Origin of the sequence: Acinetobacter sp. YH12116, assembly GCF_013418895.1 — a bacterium.
Taxonomy (GTDB): Bacteria; Pseudomonadota; Gammaproteobacteria; order Pseudomonadales; family Moraxellaceae; genus Acinetobacter; species Acinetobacter indicus.
Genome location: NZ_VPBE01000003.1, coordinates 75,943 through 96,743, shown reverse-complemented (window position 1 = coordinate 96,743; position 20,801 = coordinate 75,943). Strand labels below are relative to the sequence as shown.

The window sequence follows — 20,801 nt, the reverse complement described above, 5'->3', positions numbered from 1 at the left end:
AAAAAAAGCACCTCGGTTGAGGTGCTTTTTGTTTAAGCGCTGAGCTGTAAATCATCCTGCAAATGACAGGATTGAATAATCTTCATCATTTTTTCCGGGACGGCTTTAAAGACCAGCCCTTGCGCATCCGGGGTCTGTCTTAACCAGCGTACCAGCACGGCCAGTGCCAGGGTACTGCCCTGCTCAAGTTCGGCCAGATTCACCACCACCGGGGTGGGCTGCTGTTGAATCAGCTGCAAGCCCTGCTGGTAATACTGCTCGGCATTGTTAAAGTCAATTTTCCCGGAAACTCGCAGTTCCTGATTTACATATTCAATCACAGCACGTCCTATTATTTTTTATCAACCGCAGCTTCTGCATCTGGTTTAAAGGTCGCAATCGCTTTATCAATATTGCCGCCATTACGTTTGACGTTGGCTGCAAACTGGTTACGGAACTGCAGACCTAAATCAATCCCGGATACGTTGATGTTACGGATTTTCCACTGATTGCCTTTATCGACCAGCTGGAACGATACCGGAATTTTCTCGCCTTTGTTGTTAAAGTCGATGGTCACTACCGGGTTCTTGCTGTTGCTGGCTTTATACGGACGTAAGGTATAAGTCTGGTTGCTGAATTTCGCAAAGGCTGAACCGTAGTTTTCAATCAGGGTTTCACGGAAATTCTTTTCAAACTGGGCACGCTGGGCAGCCGAACTGTACTGATTGGTCGCATAGGTTCCCATCACAATACGGGTAAAGGCTTGCGAATCGATATACGGATCAAGGTTCTGGCGCACAATGGTTTTCACCAAGGCCGGATTATTTTGCAGTTTGGCATGATCGGCTTTTAAACGCGAAATCAGGCCATCCGCCACTTTCTTGATAAATGCAGGAGGAGTTTCGGTTGGTGCAGCAAATGCACTACCTGCCACCAGCGTGGCCAAAACACTTGCGGTCAAGGTTTGTTTGAACAATGTCTTCACTAAAATTTCTCCTCTCAATTACTCAACAAATGACACTTCTGCATCTGTTGTTTCAGCGGATGTCTCATCTGCCGGGTTATCGGATGATGACTTGTTGCCTGCGCCGCCGGTTACAAACTTGGTCACAAGGTCTTCAATTTCCATGGTGCTTTGGGTATTGCTGATTTGATCACCACGTTTTAAATAATTCAGACCACCACCCGGTACAATCTTCAGGTACTTCTCACCCAAAAGACCATTGGTTGCTACCATTATGTAAGCATCTTCATCGATATTGGTGATGGAGGTCATGTTATCCAACAGTTGCTTTTCCATTGCTTTTTGTTGCGCAGGATCGGCTTCGCTGTATTCGCTGCTGTAACGCAACTCTTCCAGGGCATATTGTTGCACCTGTTGTAACTGTTCCTGATTAAAGGTGGTCAACTCACCATCCAGAATCATGGTCACAGTGGCCAGACGCGTCACCGGGTCTAAAGTAATGGATTCGACCTGCCCGACTTTAACCCCGCTTAAGGCCACTTTGGCACGCGGCTTGATCCCGTTAATATTGTCAAACGTTGCGGTCATGGAATAACTGTCCTGAATGGTGGTGCCCACCAGACCACTGACCCGCATCGCCAGGAAGAATAAAGCAATACCAAACAGAATGACAAAAACACCGACGGCCAGCTCACTAGTACGTGATTTCATTAAACACCTCCGAACATGACCGCAGTCAATACGAAATCAAAACCTAAAACACAAAGCGATGAATACACCACGGTACGCGTGGTAGATGTCGCGATACCTTCAGACGTAGGCTCGCAGGCATAGCCTTGGTAGACCGCAATCCAGGTACAAATTAATGCAAAAACAAAACTTTTAATAATGGTGCCGTTAAAGATATCTTTATAGAACTGTACGGTGCTTTCCATACCGCTCCAGTAAGAGCCTTCATCGGCGCCTAAAAAATCTACCCCAACGAATTTACCACCCATAATGCCGACTGCCGCAAAAATCACGGATAGCATCGGCAAGCTGAAAATACCGGCCCATAAACGCGGCGAGATGACCCGCTTTAAAGGATCGACCCCGATCATTTCCATACTGGACAACTGTTCGGTGGCTTTCATCAGGCCAATTTCAGCAGTCAAGGCAGAACCGGCACGGCCAGCAAATAACAGGGCCGCAACCACCGGTGCCAGTTCACGCAGCAAGGTTAAGGCCACAGCAGTACCCAGCATGGCTTCACTGCCGAAGGTCACCAGAATGCTGTACATTTGCAGGCCCAGCACCGCCCCAATAAATAAACCCGACACCACAATAATCAGCAGTGACATCACCCCGACGCGGTACATCTGGTAAATAAACAGTTTCACGCCAATCCAGGTTGGCATTGAAAATAAAATCTGGAGCAGCATTAATGTGGCAACGCCTATACCACGTACCCGCTCAATCACACGGCGTCCTAATGCAGCAATCGCATTCATGCTGAATGCACCTCATGACTTAAATAGGGTTGATGGCTAAACTGATAGTCGACCGGGCCTTCAACTGAACCGGTTAAGAACTGACGTACAAAAGGCGAGGCATGCTGTTTTAATTGTTCTGGAGTGCCTTCACCCTGCACTTTCCCTTCCGCCACCACATAAATATAGTCGGCAATGGAGAGGGTTTCGGCCACATCATGCGACACAATAATGGTGGTTAAATCCAGCGCCTCACGCAATGAACGGATTAAACGAGTCAACACGCCCATTACAATCGGGTCCTGACCAGCAAAAGGTTCATCGTACATAATCAGTTCCGGGTCCAGCGCAATGGCACGCGCTAAAGCGACACGACGGTTCATCCCGCCAGACAGTTCAGACGGCATGAGCTGCTCGGCACCACGCAAACCCACCGATTCCAGCTTTAAAGCCACCAGTTCGGCAATAAGATGTTCAGGTAAACGGGTATGCGCACGAATCGGGAAGGCCACGTTTTCATAAACCGTCATATCGGTAAACAAGGCACCGCTTTGAAACAGCATGCCCATTCGCGCCCGTGCTGCAAACAGCTCCTGACGTGACATTTTCCCGATATTCTTGCCATCGAGCAGCACTTCACCCTGATCCGGAGTGAGCTGCCCGCCAATTAAACGCAGCAAGGTGGTTTTACCCGTGCCTGACGGTCCCATAATTGCAGTAATCTGCCCACGTCGAATTTTTAAGCTGACATTGTCGTAAATGACCCGCTCCCCTCGTTTAAAGCTCAGGTGATTGACTTCAATCAGTGCTGGCGCCTGTAGAGGTGTCTGATTATTCATAGCTGAGGATTTTCCTGCATTTTTTTCAGCATGCATACTATAAAGGATTGGAGAACAAATTGTTATCTATGAAATTCTTTTAAACTGTGTACAAGTTGTACAATTTTATTATGGTCTAATTTGAGTGTAGAAACAAAGAGATGCAGCTTAGGCAAAAGTTCTGTAAATAAAAAAGATGAGGTTACAGAGCAGCAAAACCAAAAAAATATATGGCATAAGCACCTCTTTCATAGATGACACACCGGGCAGTTTGTGCGAATGATAATGAGACATCGCTTAATATATTCTTAAATAAACTTGAACCAGTATACATTTTCCTCATCAAAATTCAAATTTTCTCGCATAAAAAAACCGGTGCAAGCACCGGTTTTCTGAATTCGCTCAGTTCAACTTAGTCGTTGAATTTACGACGGCGGTCACCACCTTCACGGCGTGGACGGTCGCTGTTGAACTCGCGACGTGGACGATCTTCACCGAATGAACGCGCTGGACGGTCGCCAAAATCACGCTTAGGACGGTCACCGAAAGCACCTTCGCGACGTGGTTTGTAGTCTACGCGGTTGCCACGGTTGTCATCATTGCTGTCAAAACGTGGACGCTCGTTGAAACCACCTTCGCGACGCGGACGGTCACTGTTGAATTCACGACGTGGACGATCATCGAAAGAACGTTGTGGACGGTCACCAAAGCCACCTTCACGACGTGGACGATCGCTGTTGAATTCGCGACGTGGACGGTCATCGAAAGAACGCTGTGGACGGTCGCCAAAGCCACCTTCACGACGCGGACGATCGCTGTTGAATTCACGACGTGGACGGTCTTCACCAAATGGACGCTCGCCACGTGGTTTGTCATCGAAGCTGCGACGTGGACGGTCATCACCGCCTTCACGACGTTTGAAGTTGCTTTCGCCTTCAAAACGACGGCCACCGCCGAAACCACCACGGCCACCGCGACCACCGTCACGTTTACCACCACGACCGCCGTCACGACGTGGACGTGCTGGAGGTGGAGATGGCTCTAAACCTTCAATTTCAGATACTTCTAAACGTGCATCCAGGTAATCTTCAAGCGCACGGATTTTACCGCGTTCACGGTAAGTCGCCAAAGTAATCGCTTTACCAGTACGGCCGGCACGACCAGTACGACCAATACGGTGTACATAGTCTTCGTTCTTCATTGGCAGACCGAAGTTAATCACGTGAGAAATAGTCGGTACGTCCAGACCACGCGCTGCAACGTCAGTTGCAACCAGAATCTTGGCACGACCTTCACGGATGCTGCGTAAACGGCGGTTACGAACGGTTTGTGGCATTGCACCGTGCAGCGCAACAACTGAATGACCTGCTTCAGCCAGTTCTTCAGCCAGCATATCGGTATCTTCTTGGGTAGAAGCGAATACAACGGCCTGATCAAGATCCTGTTCGCTCAACCAGTGCGTCAACAGTTTTTTCTTGTGCTCGAAGCCATCAGTCCAGTGTAAAGTCTGAGTAATGTCCGTATTGGTAGAGTGACCGGTTTCGATCGCAATACGTTCTGGCTCATTCATCATACGTTCAGCAAGCGTGATGATACGTGGTGCAAATGTCGCAGAGAACATTAAGGTTTGTTCGCGGTTTGCAGCCAAATCACTGATTGCTTCCAGGTCTTCAGAGAAACCCAGGTCCAGCATACGGTCAGCTTCGTCAACGATTAACGCATTAACTTTGTCGAGTTTGATTTGACGACGGTTGACAAGGTCAAGTAGACGACCTGGCGTCGCTACAACCACTTGTGCACCTTTTAACTGTTGAATTTGTTTACCAAAAGGCATACCACCCATGATCGCAGCAATACGAACACCTTTCATATGACGTACAAATGCAATCGCGTCCTGGCTCACCTGTTGAGCAAGTTCACGTGTTGGGCAAAGTACCAGAATAGATGGCTGAGTAATGGCTTTCATACGTTCTTTAAACGGAACGAATGTGTCCTGGTTTGCAAGTGCGTTCAGCGTTGGGAGAAGGAACGCTGCAGTTTTACCCGAACCGGTTTGGCTTGATACAAGAAGATCTTTACCTTCTAATGCCGCAGGAATTGACTGTTCCTGTACAGGCGTAGGCGCAGTAAAGCCAAGAGCGTCTAACGCTTGTTGTAAAGTTTCGTGTAGAGGAAAATCAGCAAAAGTTTTGCTCATAGAGTATTTCACCCGAGAATTGGGTGCTCCATAATAATAAAGTCAAATGGACATCGGCAAAAAGCGGCACAGCATTGAACGCTGAAAATTTAAGAATTCAGCGGCGATCCGAGTAACGACGATGTTGATATAACGCACGCATGATTACGGCTTAACCTGAAGGAATCGCTTTAGCGATTGGGGCGCGAGATATCGTCCTCTCTTTGGACCGCACGCGCATACACAATGATTAGAAGAGAAATGTTCAGGTAATGAACGGAAATTAAGTGCGTGGGCGGATTATAGCAGGATTATTTTAAAAGTCATCTAATTTAATCAACTTTTGCGTTAATTTCTGTACCAGTCGTTAAACTTGAATTAAATCAAGCACAAATAACAGGCAAAAAAACAGCCCGACTGGGCGGGCTGTTTTTTAGGGCTTGGGAGCAAGCCTTGTCATTTCACTCAATGCGTCTATTATTTTGCCGCGTCGCCCCAGGCAGGTACTACTGCCTTCATTAAAGGCTTCAGCATTTTCATAGAACACGCAAGTACCTGACCATTGTCCATAGAATCGCTGCCACCACGTGCATCCACTACAGTACCACCAGCTTCTTTGACGATTAACTCGCCCGCTGCGATATCCCACGGTTTTAGGCCCAGCTCGAAATAGCCATCTAAACGGCCAGCTGCCACATAAGCCAGATCCAGCGCAGCAGAACCTGCACGGCGATATTGCGCACCAGCTTCAGTCACGTTCAATAATGATTCGAAATGGTTTTTGGCATACGACACCACTTCACCATTACGTTTGGCGCGGTAAGCATGACCCACAGCCAGGAACGTATTCTCCAGGCTGTCTTTAACATTCACGCGGATACGGCGCTGATTAAGCATGGCACCACGACCACGGCTGGCAGAGAACAATTCGTCTTTGACTGGATCATAGATCACGCCGTGCTGAGTCACGCCTTTGTGCTGAACAGCAATAGAGATACAGAAATGCGGAAAACCGTTGATGAAGTTAAGCGTACCGTCTAAAGGATCGATCACCCAGCACCAATCGGCGTCATGACCTTTACCTTCTTGCAGACCGAACTCTTCACCCAAGAAACTGTGATTTTTATAGCTTTTACGTAGGGTATCGATGGTCAACTGTTCCAGGTAACGGTCAACACGCGTTACTGGACCATCAATTCCTTTTTCTTCGACTTGTAGATCGAGTTTATGACGATTCTGATGCGCTTTTAAAAGCTCTTGACCAACTGTTTGAGCCGCACGCGCAGCCATCACCACCATAGGTTCCATTGAACACCCACTACAAATTTGAAGATACTGATAAAGAATAATGCATAAAAGCCCCAACATTTTAGCAAATATTGGGGCTTTTGGGGAATAAATGTTTCTAAAATTTATTGCTTCAGGATGAAACGCTCTCGGTCAGCTTGTTCCAGGCCTGGGTCATGGCCTGCTCGATACCGGCGGCATCAAGACCGGCCTGCTGCAACATCTGGCTATGTGTGGCCTGTTGCATAAAGCTGTCATCCAGGCCTAAGTGAATAATAGGCTTGACCAGCTGAGCCTTGGCCAGATATTCACTGACGGCACTGCCCGCGCCGCCCATCACTGCATGTTCTTCTACGGTTACAAACAGCTGGGTGTTTTCAGCCAGGCGTTCAATCATGGCTTCATCCAGCGGTTTCACAAAACGCATGTTCACCACTTGCACGGCAATGTCATGCCGGGCTGCAAATGCCTGTGCTGCTTCAATGGCCGGATAGACCCGGCTACCAAAGGCCAAAATGGCAATCTGCTCATCCGACTGTTCATTAAAACGCGCCACAATTTCTGCCTGACCGATCTCCATCAGGTTCAATTGCTGCTGAATTTCGACTCCAACGCCATTACCACGTGGATAACGCACCGCTGCCGGCCCCGGATAATGATAAGCCGTGTGTAGCATCTGGCGGCATTCATTTTCATCTTTCGGCGCCATGATCACCATATTCGGTACGGTGCGCATGTAGGCATAGTCATAGGCTCCGGCATGGGTTGGACCATCTTCACCGACCAGACCGGCCCGGTCGATACCGAAGGTGACATCCAGATTTTGCAGCGCCACATCATGAATCAGCTGATCATAACCACGTTGCAGGAAAGTCGAATAAATCGCGACCACCGGTTTTAAACCTTCACAGGCCATTCCGGCCGCCAAGGTCACGGCATGCTGTTCAGCAATGGCTACGTCAAAGAAACGCTCCGGATATTGCTTGGCAAACTGCACCATGCCCGAACCTTCGCACATGGCCGGAGTAATCGCCAGCAGGCGTGAATCTTGTGCAGCTTCATCAGATAGCCATTGGCCAAAAACATCGGAATATTTAGGTGCCGCTGCTGCAGACGCGCTGCTGTTGATTTTACTAATTGCGTGATATTTAATCTGGTCCGCTTCTGCCGGGGCAAAGCCTTTGCCCTTTTTGGTATAAACGTGGATTAAACGCGGGCCTTTACGCTTTTTCAGCGCCTGGAATACATTGACCAGCTGATCAACATCATGGCCATCAAAAGGACCAAAATAATCAAAACCAATCGCTTTAAATAAATTATCAGCCGCATCGGTTGCAGCACAATGCAAACGTGAGGTGTAGTTCCACTCGGGATGTGGCTGGATATAGGCCTCGCCAGCAGCATCAATATGCACGCTTTCGCCGCGCTGCCACAGCGCCGCCAGATGTTTGGCAAAACCACCGGTGCTGCAGGAAATTGACATATCATTGTCGTTTAAAATGACCATTAAATCGGCCTGATGCGCCACCGCATCATTCATGGCTTCAAAGGCCATGCCGGCGGTCATGGCACCATCACCAATAATTGCCACCACTTCACGCTGCTGCTGCTGATAACGGCTAGCCAGCGCCATGCCCAAACCGGCAGAAATCGCGGTGGATGAATGTCCGACGCCAAAGGTATCAAATTCAGATTCTTCACGGGCCGGAAACGCGGCCAGACCATCTTTGGCTCGAATGGTGGTCAGCTGTTCACGGCGTCCAGTTAAGGCTTTATGCGGATAAGCCTGATGACCGACATCCCAGATCAGACGGTCATGTGGCGTATTAAACGCATAATGCAAGGCCACAGTCAGTTCGATGACCCCTAAATTGGCACCGAAATGCCCGCCACTTTGCCCTGCTGCATACAAAATGAATTGACGTAACTCATCTGCCACTTGTGCTAACTGGCTTTGCGCGAGTAAACGTAATTGTTGTGGATGATCTATGCTATCCAGCAACGGTGTTACAGGGCGTTGAGTCGGTATTTCTGTATACAACATATGTGGCAAAGCCTTCTAAAGCCTGGCAAAACCTAAGCTAGGTCAAGGGGGAGTTACTCGATCATATAGTCGAATTGTACCATCTTCAATCAGCCACATTTCTAGCGATGTAGTTTTGAGCAATGATTTCAGTCGGGCAGTGTTTAGGTGGCGTAGATTATCCTGAATAACCTTGCTATTTATCAACTATTATCGTTCGCTTTCTACAAAAAAGAAAATCTTCTGCAGAAATTCAGCAATCCTATTCTACTAATGTCTGAGCATTAGGCTATACTTTAACGCATTCATGAACAATTTAACGGGTAAAACTGTGCCTATAGAATTTGTCGCAACGTCAAGACTACCAACCGCTTTTGGTGAATTTAAAATTACTGTATTTCAAGATCCGAAAACTGGCGAAGAGCATGTTGCACTGTCTAAAGGTCTGGAACAGGCCCCGACCGAACCGGTACTGGTTCGTGTCCATTCCGAGTGCTTAACCGGGGATGCCTTTGCTTCATTAAAATGTGATTGCGGCCCGCAATTACAGGCCACCCAGCGTCTGATTAATGAAGCCGGACAAGGGGTGATTTTATATTTGCGTCAGGAAGGACGCGGCATTGGCCTGACCAACAAGATTCGCGCCTATGCCCTGCAAGATCAGGGACATGACACGGTAGATGCCAATTTAATGCTGAATCTGCCAGCCGATGCCCGTCAATATGATATGTGCAGCATTATGCTGGATCATCTGCAAGTCAAAGCGGTGCGGTTAATTACCAATAACCCGCTAAAGATTGAAGCGCTCCGTGAGCAAGGGATTAATGTGGTGGATCGCGTGCCGTTAACGGTGGGTTTAAACCCGTTTAATGAGCAGTATTTAAAGACCAAACATGAGCGTATGGCACATATGTACCAAAAAGATGACTTCTAAGTCATCTTTTTAGTTTTAAAACAATTCTTCTCAGATCTAAGGAATCCCATACCCGATATTGATTTAGATGACCGGCGACAGGGAGGTCGCCATTTTGCTGAGGGACAGGGATGTCCCTTCAGCAAAATAGAGGGGTTTTGCTTACTTTTGCCCCGTCAAAAGTAAGATCAATGCTTCCTGTATTCACCCATACTTATATGATGATATAACGAGTTAGATCAGGTGCCGATTCAGTGAAATTAAATCGTCATCGAGAAAATACGGGTACTCGGCACTTTACGTTTTAAACGCAAATCAAACGCCATACAGATATTACGTACAAACGGTTTGCCCTGCTCCGTAACCTGTAAATGATCCTCAAACAGCGTTAACAAGCCATCTTCCTGCATTTCTTCCAGCTGCTTGAGCACCTCAGGCAATTCCGGGAACTGCATCTCTGGCTCGGCCCATGAGGTCTGGAAGCTGCACATCAAATTCAGGATATGCCGGCGAATCATCAGGTCCTCAGCGGTCAATACATGCCCGCGAAATACCGGAATTTCATTCTGTTCCAGTCGCGCATAATAATCTTCCAGGGTCTTTTCATTTTGCGCAAAGCTGTACCAGCTATCACTGATCGAAGACAACCCCAAGCCAATCATCAGCTGGGTTTTGGAAGCAGTATAGCCCATAAAGTTACGGTGCAGACTACCCTGCTGAAAGGCCTGATACATGGCATCGCTTTTCAGGGCAAAATGATCCATGCCAATTTCATGATAACCATGCGCCAGCAGTTTTTTCTTGCCCTCTTCATACAGGGTACGTTTCAGCTCATCTTTTGGCACATCATCATCTTTAAAACCGCGCTGGCCATTGCCTTTAATCCACGGCACATGCGCATAGCTATAAAAGGCCAGACGATCTGGATTTAACTGGGTGGTCTGCTGAATGGTATTTAAAACATCGTCCAGATTCTGAAAAGGCAAGCCAAAAACCAGATCATGCGAAATTGACGTGTAGCCAATATCACGCGCCCATTCGGTCACACGCTGCACATGTTCATAAGGCTGAATCCGGTGGATGGCTTTCTGGACCTTTTCATTATAGTCCTGCACGCCATAGCTGACCCGGCGAAAGCCCAGATCATACAGCGCTTGCAAATGTTCACGAGTGGTATTGTTCGGATGGCCTTCAAAACTGAATTCATGCTCGGGCGCCACTGTGGCTTTGCCCAGAATGCCCTGAATCAGCTGCTGTAAATGGGCTACAGAAAAGAAAGTCGGCGTGCCGCCACCCAAATGGATTTCTTTAATCATCGGCCGGTCTGGCAGCAACTGGCAATATAAATCCCACTCTTTCAGCACCGCCTGAATATACGGTTGCTCCACTTCATGGCGTTTGGTCACGCGCTTATGGCAACCGCAAAAGGTACATAAACTTTCGCAGAAGGGCAGATGGATATACAGGCTGATGCCTTCGCTGGCATTGGATTCAGCAAACGCGCGTTGCAGACTTTGCTGCCAGGCCTCGCGAGAAAAACTGGCCTCTTCCCAATACGGTACGGTCGGATAACTGGTATAGCGGGGTCCTGGAACATTGTATTTTTGTACGAGAGAACTGGCCGGTTTCAACATCTACATTGCTCCACTGCAATTGACCCTATGAGGTAGGCACAAGGCCCGTATTCACTATTGTGCGGAGCTTAAAACAGGAATTCAACCTAGCCTTTTGGTCGGGAATCGGGAAGCTCATGCTGTTGCCTCTTCACTTAGATCAACCATGCGCAGCGTACAGCAGTCCTCCCCCTCTTAATTTTTTTACCAATCTGTGCTTTGATGTGCTTATTGTTTTTTATTCATGAGTGTCATCATGCAGCATCCAACCTCCGCTGATATTCAACGCGTACGTGAATTTCTCCTCGATTTACAGGCGCGCATCTGTGCCGCGTTAGAACAACAGGAACGGGCCGGCGGCGGTACGGCTGAATTTGTGATTGATGACTGGCAGCGCCCTGAAGGGGGCGGTGGCCGTTCCCGGGTCTTACAAAATGGCAGCGTGATTGAAAAAGGCGGGGTGATGTTCTCGCATATCAATATTTCCAAATTACCTGCCTCAGCAACCGAACGCCATCCTGGCATTGCCGGTGCCAAAGCACAGGCGATGGGCGTATCTCTGGTGATTCACCCGAAAAATCCAAATGTTCCAACCTCACATGCCAATGTGCGTTTATTTGTGGCCGAACCCGAAGGTCAGGACCCGATCTGGTGGTTTGGCGGTGGGTTTGATCTGACCCCGTTTTATCCGAATGATGAAGATGTCCTGTCCTGGCATCAGACGGCACATGACTTATGTGCGCCCTTTGGCGAGCAGGTCTATGCCGAACACAAACAGTGGTGTGATGACTATTTCTATCTGAAACATCGCGATGAACAGCGCGGGGTCGGCGGTCTGTTCTTTGATGATTTAAACCAGTGGGATTTTGATACCTGCTTTGAGTATATTCAGGCGGTGGGCAATGGCTATCTGGAAGCGATTTTGCCGATTTTTAAACGCAATCAGGATAAACCTTATACCGAAGCGCAGCGTGAATTCCAGCTCTATCGTCGTGGCCGCTATGTGGAATATAACCTGGTTTATGACCGCGGTACCCTGTTTGGCCTGCAAACTGGCGGCCGAATTGAATCCATTCTGGTCAGCTTGCCCAACCTGGCCGGCTGGAGTTATCGCCCGGAATGGGATGCCGATTCCGCAGAGAAAAAACTCACCGACTATTATTTAAAGCCGCATGACTGGCTACGCGAACTACAATAAGTTTCTAAAAAGCTACCGCAAATACCGGTAGCTTTTTTCTTGCAACATACGCTTGCAAGTCGCATACGTTTAAATATATTTGCATACACTTTTTCGCCAACTCTTCACAAGACTTTCATTTAAAGCGAGTAGACTCTATAGTCTTGGTTTAATGCGTCTGGCGAAAGATGGAATTAAGCCAGTATCGATTTAAGGAACACTCCCATGCTGCAAAATTTTATTGCTCAACACAAAGGCCGGCTGTTCTGGCTAATTCTCAGTCTTCTAGTCTGCTCTCTCAGTATTACCTTTATTTTCGAACATCCTTTAAGTGACAGCCTGTCGATTGTGGCCAGTATTTTTGCCCTGATTGCTCTGGTTTTTACTTCGGTCTTGCTGGTTTTAGATACCATCTTGGATATCTGTAATCCTTAAGCCGTCACAGGTTTACAGATCAGACTGCTTTATTGATCTTTTTATTTTTCTCTATTCAATTTTCTCTTCTTTTACCTTGTCCTCCCTTCCCTGCCCGACACCCGATTGTGTCGTTTTGCTTATTGGATTTATTCCAATTGTTCATCATTTGCAGACTTTAGCCCCTGCCCGATTTGGCGTATATTGATGGGCATTTCAGCACATGGATCATGTGAAAATGCGCAAACAATTTGCCGTTGTGGGCAACCCGATTGAACAGTCCCGCTCTCCAGAACTGCATCATGCCTTTGCCGAAAAAACCGGGGTTGATCTGGTCTATCGCAAACGCCTGGCACCATTGGATGGTTTTGAAGCCAATATTCGTGAATTCTTTGCCGAAGGTGGGGTAGGCATGAATGTCACCGTGCCGTTTAAAGAACAGGCCTTTGCCTTGTGTGATGTACTCAGCGAACGGGCCAAAACCGCCAAAGCTGTAAATACCTTGTGGATGCAAGATGGTCAGCTGTATGGTGACAATACCGATGGTCAAGGACTGGTCGATGCCATTCGGGCACTGAACTGGAATTTGGACAATACCAAGATTCTGATTATTGGTGCCGGCGGCGCCACCCGTGGCGTGATTTATCCACTGGTTCAGGCCGGCGTGAAAAAAGTGGTGATTGCCAACCGTACTCTGGCGCGTGCCGAGCAGCTGGTGGCTGATTTGCAGCAGGCTGTACCACAGGCCGAATTGTCTGCCATTGGTCTGGATGCTCTGGCTGGCGAGTTTGACATTGTCATTAACGCGACATCGGCCAGCTTGAGTGGTGATGCCTTAATCCTGCCGGACGCGCTGCAATTTCAACATGCCTATGAAATGGCCTATGGCAAGCCCTCCAGTTTTCTGGAACAGGCCAAAGCCCGTCAGATTCCAACCTCGGAAGGCTTTGGCATGCTGGTCGGTCAGGCAATTGAATCGTTTTCAATCTGGAATGGGGTCAAACCCGATTTAAAAGATTTTCTTTAAAATCTGCGATTTTTCCCGGAAAAAGAACCGATCTTGCACGGTTCTTTTTTATGGCTGAGATTTAGGCTGCACAATTAACCCGCATTATGATTGGATTTAATGACACAAATATGGCAACCGTTTTGCCCAGATTTAAACACCTTGCCGGCCATTAGGCTTTGGTCCTAGATCATGCTCACTTATGTTTTATTTTGTTATAATTTAAATAAATAGAATACAAAAAACAGTGGTGACAAGGGCAGGATTTTCTCCTAAATTAGAACTGATCCCACGTCTATAAGATTCTATTGATTCGCTTTTCTGACATTTTTAACTGAATTCAACATCAATGTATTTTGATGCGCAGTGTGAATAATCAAACTATCCGATCAGATAATCCAAAACTATTTTTAAATCAGGATTAATGTTATGCCAGCATATAAAGCGCCTTTACACGACATTCGTTTCTTAATGAATGAAGTGTTTGACTATCCAGCACATTATCAAACTTTGTCTAACGGTGAAGCAGCAGATCCAGAAACAGTCGACATGATTCTCGAAGGGGCGGCTGATTTTTGTGAAAATGTCCTCTCTCCTTTGAACCAGACCGGCGACCAGGAAGGCTGTCATTTTGAAAATGGCGAAGTGAAAACGCCAAAAGGCTTTAAAGAAGCCTATGACCAGTTTGTGCAAAGCGGCTGGCAAGGTCTGTCTTATCCAGAACAGTACGGCGGTCAAAACCTGCCAATGTCGTTAAACCTGATCAAATCTGAAATGATGGGCACCGCCAACTGGTCATTTCAGATGTATCCGGGTTTAAGTGTGGGCTGTATCAACACCATTATCCAGTACGGTACAGACGAACAAAAAGATACCTATCTGCCGCATCTGGTGGCAGGCACCTGGTCAGGAACCATGTGTTTGACCGAGCCACAATGTGGTACTGACTTAGGTCAGGTGAAAACCAAAGCAGAACCGCAAGCCGACGGCACTTATGCCATTTCAGGCACCAAAATCTTTATTTCTGCCGGTGAACATGACCTGACCGAAAATATTGTCCATATTGTGCTGGCACGTTTACCGGATGCTCCAGCCGGCACCAAAGGCATTTCCCTGTTTATCGTACCGAAATTCCTGCCATCTGCAGATGGTGGCGTGGGTGAGCGTAACCCGGTGACCTGTGGTTCAATTGAACACAAAATGGGGATTCGCGCGTCAGCAACCGCAGTGCTGAACTTTGACAATGCGGTGGGTTATTTAATTGGCGAGCCGAACAAAGGCCTGCATGCCATGTTCACCTTTATGAATACTGCCCGTATTGGTACCGCGATTCAGGGGATCTGTCATGCGGAACTGGCCTTCCAGGGTGCTTTACCGTATGCCAAAGAACGGATGTCAATGCGTGCCCTGTCCGGTAAAAAAGATCCGGAAAAAGTGGCCGATGCCATTATTCACCATGCCGATGTACGCCGTATGCTGCTAACACAAAAAGCCATTGCTGAAGGCGGTCGTGCCATGATTTATCATGCTGCACAAATTGCCGACAAGATGACTGATGCTCTGGAGCGTGGCGATACTACTGCCTTTGAACAGCATGATGATCACCTCGGTTTCTATACTCCAATTCTAAAAGGCTTCCTGACTGAAATGGGCTATGAAGCAGCCAACCACGGCATGCAGGTTTATGGTGGTCATGGTTATATCAAAGAATGGGGCATGGAACAGATTGTACGTGACTCGCGTATCTCAACCCTGTATGAAGGCACCACCGGTGTACAGGCGCTTGACCTGATTGGCCGTAAAGTGCTGCTGACCTCAAAAGGTAAAGTGATTCGTGACTATACCGCAGAAATTCTGAAATTCTGTGGTCAGCATGCTCGCAATAAATACATGCGCCGTTTTGCCTGGGACTTAACCAAGCTATGCGCGCAGTGGAATGCCCTGACGGTACGCATCATGCTGGCGGCACGTAAAGACCGCGATATCGTCTCAAGTGCCTCTGTCGACTTCCTGATGTTCTCGGGTTATGTGATGATGGCTTACTTCTGGGCACAGCAGGCGGCCGTTGCATCGGCCAAACTGGCATCGAATGATGGCGCAGAAACCCCAGAATTCTACAAAGCGAAAATCAAAGTGGCAGATTTCTACTTTGAACGCTTATTGCCACGTACCCAAGGTCATGCCGAAGCGATGGTCAATCCATCTAAAACCATGACTGCATTAGCACCAGAACATTTTAGCTTCGACTACTAAGTCAAAGCCCCAAAAAGAAAAGACCGCGCAAGCGGTCTTTTTTATGGATGCTGTAAAAACAGTGAATATCCTAAGCGAAGGTTTTGGATTGTTATAAAAACTCTTCCAGTACTGAATTTAAAAACACATGCCCCTGTTCAGTACAGGCCAGCCGGCTGGCATCTTCCACCAGCAACTTGCGCTGACGTAGTGAGGTTAATACCGGTGCCAAATCATCCAGACTTAAACCTGTACGTGCTGTATAAAGATGAGCATCCACACCTTTATTTAAACGTAGTGCATTCATCATAAACTCAAACGGCATCTCCTCAGCGGTAATCCGTTTGAACTGTCCATGCTCGGCCGGCACCTTGGCCAGATAATCTTTTGGCAGGCGGGTTTTCTGGAAACGGTACACACCATCTGGTCGGGTGACTTTGCCATGCGCGCCGGCGCCAATCGCCAGATAATCGCCAAATTGCCAGTAATTCAAATTATGTGCCGAAGGTCGCTCCTTCCGCCACGCTGACACTTCATAATTGATAAAACCATTGGCCTTTAAATAGGCCTCACCCTGTTCCTGAATCGCTTCCAGCACCTCATCGACCGGTAACACCGGCTGGGTGCGGAAAAACACGGTATTCGGTTCAATGGTCAGCTGATACCAGGAAATATGGGTTGCGCCCTGCTCGACCGCCAGTTTTAAATCATTTAAGGCCTGTTCTAAAGTCTGCTCCGGCAAACCATGCATCAAATCGACGTTAATGCGCTGAAAGCCGGCCTCACGCGCCAAGTGAATTGCTGAAAGTGCATCGCTCTGACTATGAATCCGGCCCAGTTTTTGCAAATGATCGCTATTAAAACTTTGCACTCCAATTGACAGGCGGTTAATTCCCGCCGCCAGATAACCGGCAAAAGGATCATGTTCAATGGTGCCCGGATTGGCCTCTAAGGTAATTTCGCAATCGTCTTGAAACGGCAACAGCGCTTTAAGCTGTGCAAACAGCCATTGATAACCGGCTGCTGAAATCAGCGATGGCGTCCCACCGCCAATAAACACACTGTGAATTTCACGGCCCTGGGCAAATTCCAGCTGCGTATTAAAATCGGCGACCAAAGCCTGTAAATATTGCTGCTCCAAATCTAGTGACAGTTTGCCATCCGGGACGGCATGCGAGTTAAAGTCGCAATACGGACACTTGCGCACACACCACGGCATGTGAATATAGAGGGACAAGGGAACAGACGCAGGATTCAATTCAGCCAAGGAACAAGCTCAAAAACAGCAAAGGAAGATGCATATTTTAACATGACTGCATCAGGACACCGATAAAATCTCACAGCGAATACCGCTACACTAGAAAAAATTACAGAAGAATTAGCGTGTTAGAATGATGAAAATATCTTCGCAATTACTGCTTTTAATGCCACTGGCCATGGGGATCGGGATTGCCATGACCCTGCAAACCGCCATCAATACCCAGCTACGCGAATATTTATATTCTCCTTTGCAGGCTGCCCTTTTCTCGTTTTTGGTTGGTACAATAGTGCTGGCTATTTTGGTGTTTTTTCAACAGGTTCCCAAACCCAATCTGCACGAGATCATCCATTTGCCCTGGTATATGTGGCTGGGCGGTGTGTTAGGGGTCTATGCCATCAGTTTAAGTATTTATGCAGCACCGAAACTCGGCTATCTCACCCTGACCGGTTTAATCCTGTTTGGCCAGATTGCCATGTCGATGCTGGTCGATCATTTTGGTGTCCTGGGCACAGAAAAAGCACCCATCAACTGGCAACGTCTTCTGGGTGGCGTGGTGATTTTTATAGGTGTGCTTCTCACTTTACAACGCTAATCGCTCTGTTCTAAGCACATGATGAATATGGGTAATAACTGTGGCTACGCTTGGCAGCACACGTTTTGAATTAAAACAACTGTTCCGTTTAATGATTCCGATTCTGGTGACGCAATTTGCCCAGGCCGGTCTGGGGCTAATTGATACCATTATGGCCGGTCAGTTTTCACCGACCGATCTGGCCGCAATTGCAGTTGGTGTGGGGCTGTGGCTTCCGGTGATGCTGCTGTTTAGTGGCATCATGATTGCCACTACACCGCTGGTGGCTGAGGCCAATGGTGCGCGTACACCGGAAAAAATTGCCACCATTGCCCGGCAATCGTTATGGGTGGCGTTTATTTTGGGCTGGATTGCCTGCCTAATTCTACAGCTGGCGCCGCTGTTATTGCCGCTGCTTGGAGTACCAGAAAGCCTGCAACCGAAAGCCGGACTGTTCCTGCATGCCATTGGGTTTGGTATGCCGGCGGTGACCATGTATGCTGCGCTACGTGGCTATTCCGAGGCGCTGGGTTATCCACGGCCGGTAACGGTCATCAGTCTGCTGGCGCTGGTAGTACTGGTGCCGTTGAACCTGATCTTTATGTATGGTTTAGGGCCGCTGCCTGAACTGGGCAGTGCCGGCTGCGGCTTTGCCACGGCCATTTTACAGTGGCTGATGTTTATTACCCTGGCGCTGTACATTTCCAAAAGCAGCGCCTACCAAAGCACCCAGATTTTCACCCGCTGGGAACCCATCGACCGTTACTGGATGAAACGGATTTTAATGCTCGGCCTGCCGATTGGTTTGGCAATTTTCTTTGAAGTCAGTATTTTCAGTACCGCAGCCATCGTGATTAGCCCCTTAGGGGAAACGCTGGTAGCAGCACACCAGATTGCCATGTCGGTGACCTCACAGCTGTTTATGATTCCGATGTCTCTAGCCATTGCACTGACCATCCGCATTGGCACCTATTATGGTGAAAAAAACTGGGCTGCCATGCGCCGCGTGCAGTATTTGGGGCTGATTACCGCAACCCTGCTGGCCTTTATGACCATGAGTTTTATGTGGCTGTTCCGTCCGGAAATTATTTCGATTTATACCTCGGATGTCGATGTGGCACAGGTGGCGATGTATCTGCTGCTGTTTGCAATTGCCTACCAGCTAATGGATGCCTGGCAAATTAGTGCAGCCGGCTGTTTACGCGGTATGCAGGACACCAAAGGCCCAATGTGGATTACCATGCTGGCCTACTGGGTCATTGCCTTTCCGGTCGGGGTATATTTTTCCCGCTTTGGCAGCATGGGCGCCGCCGGGGTCTGGGTCGGCCTGATTGTCGGCTTGAGCGTGGCCTGTGTGCTGTTATTGATCCGGTTGTATATGAACAACCAGCGCCTGAGTCAAAGCAGCTAAGCGATTCGCCTCTCATCATCTTTAGCCGGCCATTACCGCCGGCTTTTTGATGTGCAACATGTAGTGAATTTGCTTATTAACAATTTAAAGTAGGCTTTTCACCCAACTGCCGGTATGCTCAAGGCAGATAGTCAAGATGATCTTAAGGAACCTCGCATGGCAAAAACGGCTAGTACACCGGGTCGTCGCTTTATGAAACTGGCCAGTATGACCGCCAGTATCGCCACCAAAACCGTTTCCAATTCAATTAAAAACTTTTCTGCCGATGATGAGCAGAAAAATGCCGCACGCAGCAAACTATTTCAGGATATTGGCATCCAGATTGCCGATACCTTGGGAGAAATGAAAGGTGCGGTCATGAAAGTGGGGCAAATTGCCTCGCAATATAAAGATATTTTCCCACCAGAAGTGGCGCGGGCCATCAGCAAATTACAACGTCAGGCACCACCCATGCCTTTTGCCGAAATTCAGGCACAAATCGAAAAAGAACTGGGCAAGCCCCTCGCGCAGATTTTCCAGCATTTTGATGAAACCCCATTTGCCGCCGCGTCCATTGGCCAGGTACATAAGGCAATTTTGCCGACGGGTGAACAGGTGGTAGTGAAAATCCAGTATCCGGGTGTCGATGAAGCCTGTGAAAGTGACCTGAAACAGGTGCGTCTGGCCTTGCGTTTAATGGGTGTGTTAAAAATTGACCGCAAATTGCAGGACAAACTGTTCCAGGAAATTCAGGACAGTCTGGACAATGAGCTGAACTACCAGATTGAAGCACAAAACCTGGAAGTGGCGCGTACCTTCCATCAGGCGCTGGACAGTAAAATTATTATTCCGCAGGTCTTTAAGGACTATTCGACCCGGCATATTTTAACGTTAAGTCTGGAACAGGGTGACAGTATTGAAACCGCCAGCCAGTGGCCACTGGCGACCCGGAATGAACTGGGACGCCGGCTGTTTCGCGCTATTGGTCAGGAAATTTTCTATCTCAAGCGTTTCCACTGTGACCCGCATCCGGGTAACTTTGCCTTCCGTGAAGATGGCAGCGTGATTATTTATGATTACGGCGGTGTGAAGACCTTGTCCAATGACATTGTGCAGCATTTTAAAGCGCTGATTCAGGCCGGCCGTGCCCAGAATATTGCCTTAATGGAACAGGAACTGACTGCCCTGCACTCCCTGTCCGAGCAAGGCAAATTCCCGCCAGAACTGTATCAGGCCTGGCTGGAAGTGCTGATGCGCCCTTTGACCACCGATTATGATTTTGCCGAAAACTCGGCCCATCATGATGGTATGGAACTGATGAAACCCTCGTTAAAATATTGGGATGTATTCAAGCCATCACCCGATACCTTAATGGTCAACCGTACGGTATCGGGTCATTACTGGAATCTGATTCATTTAAAAGTGCATGACAATTTAAATGATCTGTTTGAAGAACTGGTTCCACCACACGCTTAAACCATATATTAAAAACCACGCTGAGCCCGAAT

General features: G+C 48.1%; 18 protein-coding genes. 8 read left to right on the top strand and 10 right to left on the bottom strand.

Going from position 1 to position 20,801, the window contains the following annotated elements; translation table 11 throughout:
* Positions 1 to 32 precede the first annotated feature (32 nt).
* The 8 genes from FTU54_RS03095 to dxs form a co-directional block, all read right to left on the bottom strand.
* Positions 33 to 320 (bottom strand): STAS domain-containing protein, encoded by a 288-nt coding sequence (locus tag FTU54_RS03095; RefSeq protein ID WP_127799307.1) that lies wholly within the window; start codon positions 318 to 320, stop codon positions 33 to 35.
* Positions 321 to 331: 11 nt separating this feature from the next.
* Complete coding sequence (locus tag FTU54_RS03090; protein WP_005180322.1) at positions 332 to 964, bottom strand: phospholipid-binding protein MlaC; 633 nt, start codon at positions 962 to 964, stop codon at positions 332 to 334.
* Between the two features lie 18 nt (positions 965 to 982).
* The gene (locus FTU54_RS03085; protein WP_075168244.1) at positions 983 to 1,654 is read right to left on the bottom strand and encodes an outer membrane lipid asymmetry maintenance protein MlaD; all 672 of its coding nucleotides are present in this window, start codon (positions 1,652 to 1,654) and stop codon (positions 983 to 985) included.
* Positions 1,654 to 2,433, bottom strand: coding sequence for a lipid asymmetry maintenance ABC transporter permease subunit MlaE (gene mlaE, locus FTU54_RS03080; RefSeq protein WP_005180328.1), 780 nt, complete (start codon positions 2,431 to 2,433; stop codon positions 1,654 to 1,656). Before mlaE ends, FTU54_RS03085 begins: the two co-directional genes overlap by 1 nt.
* Positions 2,430 to 3,251 (bottom strand): ABC transporter ATP-binding protein, encoded by an 822-nt coding sequence (locus FTU54_RS03075; RefSeq protein ID WP_005180329.1) that lies wholly within the window; start codon positions 3,249 to 3,251, stop codon positions 2,430 to 2,432. The genes mlaE and FTU54_RS03075 overlap by 4 nt, the downstream gene beginning before the upstream one ends.
* A 391-nt stretch (positions 3,252 to 3,642) precedes the next feature.
* Entirely contained in the window at positions 3,643 to 5,427 is a 1,785-nt protein-coding gene (locus FTU54_RS03070; protein ID WP_005180331.1) for a DEAD/DEAH box helicase, read from the bottom strand.
* Positions 5,428 to 5,883: 456 nt separating this feature from the next.
* A complete protein-coding gene (locus FTU54_RS03065; RefSeq protein WP_034597976.1) occupies positions 5,884 to 6,714 on the bottom strand; it encodes an inositol monophosphatase family protein in 831 nt (276 codons plus the stop codon).
* A gap of 112 nt (positions 6,715 to 6,826) precedes the next feature.
* Positions 6,827 to 8,737, bottom strand: coding sequence for a 1-deoxy-D-xylulose-5-phosphate synthase (dxs, locus tag FTU54_RS03060; protein ID WP_005180334.1), 1,911 nt, complete (start codon positions 8,735 to 8,737; stop codon positions 6,827 to 6,829).
* Positions 8,738 to 9,047: 310 nt separating this feature from the next.
* Here dxs and ribA point away from each other — a divergent pair, with 310 nt between their 5' ends.
* Positions 9,048 to 9,650 carry a GTP cyclohydrolase II gene (gene ribA / locus FTU54_RS03055; protein WP_034598236.1) on the top strand — a complete coding sequence of 201 codons (603 nt, stop codon included), beginning with the start codon at positions 9,048 to 9,050 and terminating at the stop codon, positions 9,648 to 9,650.
* 239 nt (positions 9,651 to 9,889) lie between these two features.
* Here the strand turns inward: ribA and hemN are convergent, their stop codons facing one another.
* On the bottom strand, positions 9,890 to 11,263 hold the full coding sequence (hemN, locus tag FTU54_RS03050) for an oxygen-independent coproporphyrinogen III oxidase (protein ID WP_168382145.1): 1,374 nt from the start codon (positions 11,261 to 11,263) through the stop codon (positions 9,890 to 9,892).
* A gap of 235 nt (positions 11,264 to 11,498) precedes the next feature.
* Here hemN and hemF point away from each other — a divergent pair, with 235 nt between their 5' ends.
* The 4 genes from hemF (at position 11,499) to FTU54_RS03030 (ending at position 16,092) form a co-directional block, all read left to right on the top strand.
* Positions 11,499 to 12,440: an oxygen-dependent coproporphyrinogen oxidase gene (gene hemF, locus FTU54_RS03045; protein ID WP_104470047.1), complete on the top strand. Its 942-nt coding sequence runs from the start codon at positions 11,499 to 11,501 to the stop codon at positions 12,438 to 12,440.
* A gap of 204 nt (positions 12,441 to 12,644) precedes the next feature.
* Positions 12,645 to 12,854, top strand: coding sequence for a hypothetical protein (locus FTU54_RS03040; RefSeq protein WP_180074431.1), 210 nt, complete (start codon positions 12,645 to 12,647; stop codon positions 12,852 to 12,854).
* Between the two features lie 217 nt (positions 12,855 to 13,071).
* Complete coding sequence (gene aroE / locus FTU54_RS03035; protein WP_168414316.1) at positions 13,072 to 13,860, top strand: shikimate dehydrogenase; 789 nt, start codon at positions 13,072 to 13,074, stop codon at positions 13,858 to 13,860.
* A 408-nt stretch (positions 13,861 to 14,268) separates the two neighbouring features.
* Positions 14,269 to 16,092 carry an acyl-CoA dehydrogenase C-terminal domain-containing protein gene (locus tag FTU54_RS03030; RefSeq protein WP_160242773.1) on the top strand — a complete coding sequence of 608 codons (1,824 nt, stop codon included), beginning with the start codon at positions 14,269 to 14,271 and terminating at the stop codon, positions 16,090 to 16,092.
* Positions 16,093 to 16,183: 91 nt separating this feature from the next.
* On the opposite strand, the gene hemW is transcribed toward FTU54_RS03030, so the two are convergent.
* Positions 16,184 to 17,338: a radical SAM family heme chaperone HemW gene (gene hemW, locus FTU54_RS03025; RefSeq protein WP_180074429.1), complete on the bottom strand. Its 1,155-nt coding sequence runs from the start codon at positions 17,336 to 17,338 to the stop codon at positions 16,184 to 16,186.
* Between the two features lie 127 nt (positions 17,339 to 17,465).
* Here hemW and FTU54_RS03020 point away from each other — a divergent pair, with 127 nt between their 5' ends.
* From FTU54_RS03020 to FTU54_RS03010, 3 genes are all read left to right on the top strand, one after another.
* The gene (locus FTU54_RS03020; RefSeq protein WP_168370227.1) at positions 17,466 to 17,924 is read left to right on the top strand and encodes a DMT family transporter; all 459 of its coding nucleotides are present in this window, start codon (positions 17,466 to 17,468) and stop codon (positions 17,922 to 17,924) included.
* 91 nt (positions 17,925 to 18,015) lie between these two features.
* Entirely contained in the window at positions 18,016 to 19,314 is a 1,299-nt protein-coding gene (locus FTU54_RS03015; protein ID WP_075168245.1) for an MATE family efflux transporter, read from the top strand.
* 156 nt (positions 19,315 to 19,470) lie between these two features.
* Entirely contained in the window at positions 19,471 to 20,769 is a 1,299-nt protein-coding gene (locus FTU54_RS03010) for an AarF/ABC1/UbiB kinase family protein (RefSeq protein WP_016658508.1), read from the top strand.
* Positions 20,770 to 20,801 lie beyond the last annotated feature (32 nt).

What these genes read in the sequence shown, in the direction of transcription:
- FTU54_RS03030 (WP_160242773.1), top strand. Translation starts at nt 14,269, where the DNA reads ATGCCAGCATATAAAGCGCCTTTACACGACATTCGTTTCTTAATGAAT.
- FTU54_RS03020 (WP_168370227.1), top strand. Translation starts at nt 17,466, where the DNA reads ATGAAAATATCTTCGCAATTACTGCTTTTAATGCCACTGGCCATGGGG.
- FTU54_RS03085 (WP_075168244.1), bottom strand. Translation starts at nt 1,654, where the DNA reads ATGAAATCACGTACTAGTGAGCTGGCCGTCGGTGTTTTTGTCATTCTG.
- FTU54_RS03075 (WP_005180329.1), bottom strand. Translation starts at nt 3,251, where the DNA reads ATGAATAATCAGACACCTCTACAGGCGCCAGCACTGATTGAAGTCAAT.
- mlaE (WP_005180328.1), bottom strand. Translation starts at nt 2,433, where the DNA reads ATGAATGCGATTGCTGCATTAGGACGCCGTGTGATTGAGCGGGTACGT.
- dxs (WP_005180334.1), bottom strand. Translation starts at nt 8,737, where the DNA reads ATGTTGTATACAGAAATACCGACTCAACGCCCTGTAACACCGTTGCTG.
- FTU54_RS03070 (WP_005180331.1), bottom strand. Translation starts at nt 5,427, where the DNA reads ATGAGCAAAACTTTTGCTGATTTTCCTCTACACGAAACTTTACAACAA.
- FTU54_RS03010 (WP_016658508.1), top strand. Translation starts at nt 19,471, where the DNA reads ATGGCAAAAACGGCTAGTACACCGGGTCGTCGCTTTATGAAACTGGCC.
- aroE (WP_168414316.1), top strand. Translation starts at nt 13,072, where the DNA reads ATGCGCAAACAATTTGCCGTTGTGGGCAACCCGATTGAACAGTCCCGC.
- hemN (WP_168382145.1), bottom strand. Translation starts at nt 11,263, where the DNA reads ATGTTGAAACCGGCCAGTTCTCTCGTACAAAAATACAATGTTCCAGGA.
- FTU54_RS03015 (WP_075168245.1), top strand. Translation starts at nt 18,016, where the DNA reads ATGATTCCGATTCTGGTGACGCAATTTGCCCAGGCCGGTCTGGGGCTA.
- FTU54_RS03065 (WP_034597976.1), bottom strand. Translation starts at nt 6,714, where the DNA reads ATGGAACCTATGGTGGTGATGGCTGCGCGTGCGGCTCAAACAGTTGGT.
- hemF (WP_104470047.1), top strand. Translation starts at nt 11,499, where the DNA reads ATGCAGCATCCAACCTCCGCTGATATTCAACGCGTACGTGAATTTCTC.
- FTU54_RS03040 (WP_180074431.1), top strand. Translation starts at nt 12,645, where the DNA reads ATGCTGCAAAATTTTATTGCTCAACACAAAGGCCGGCTGTTCTGGCTA.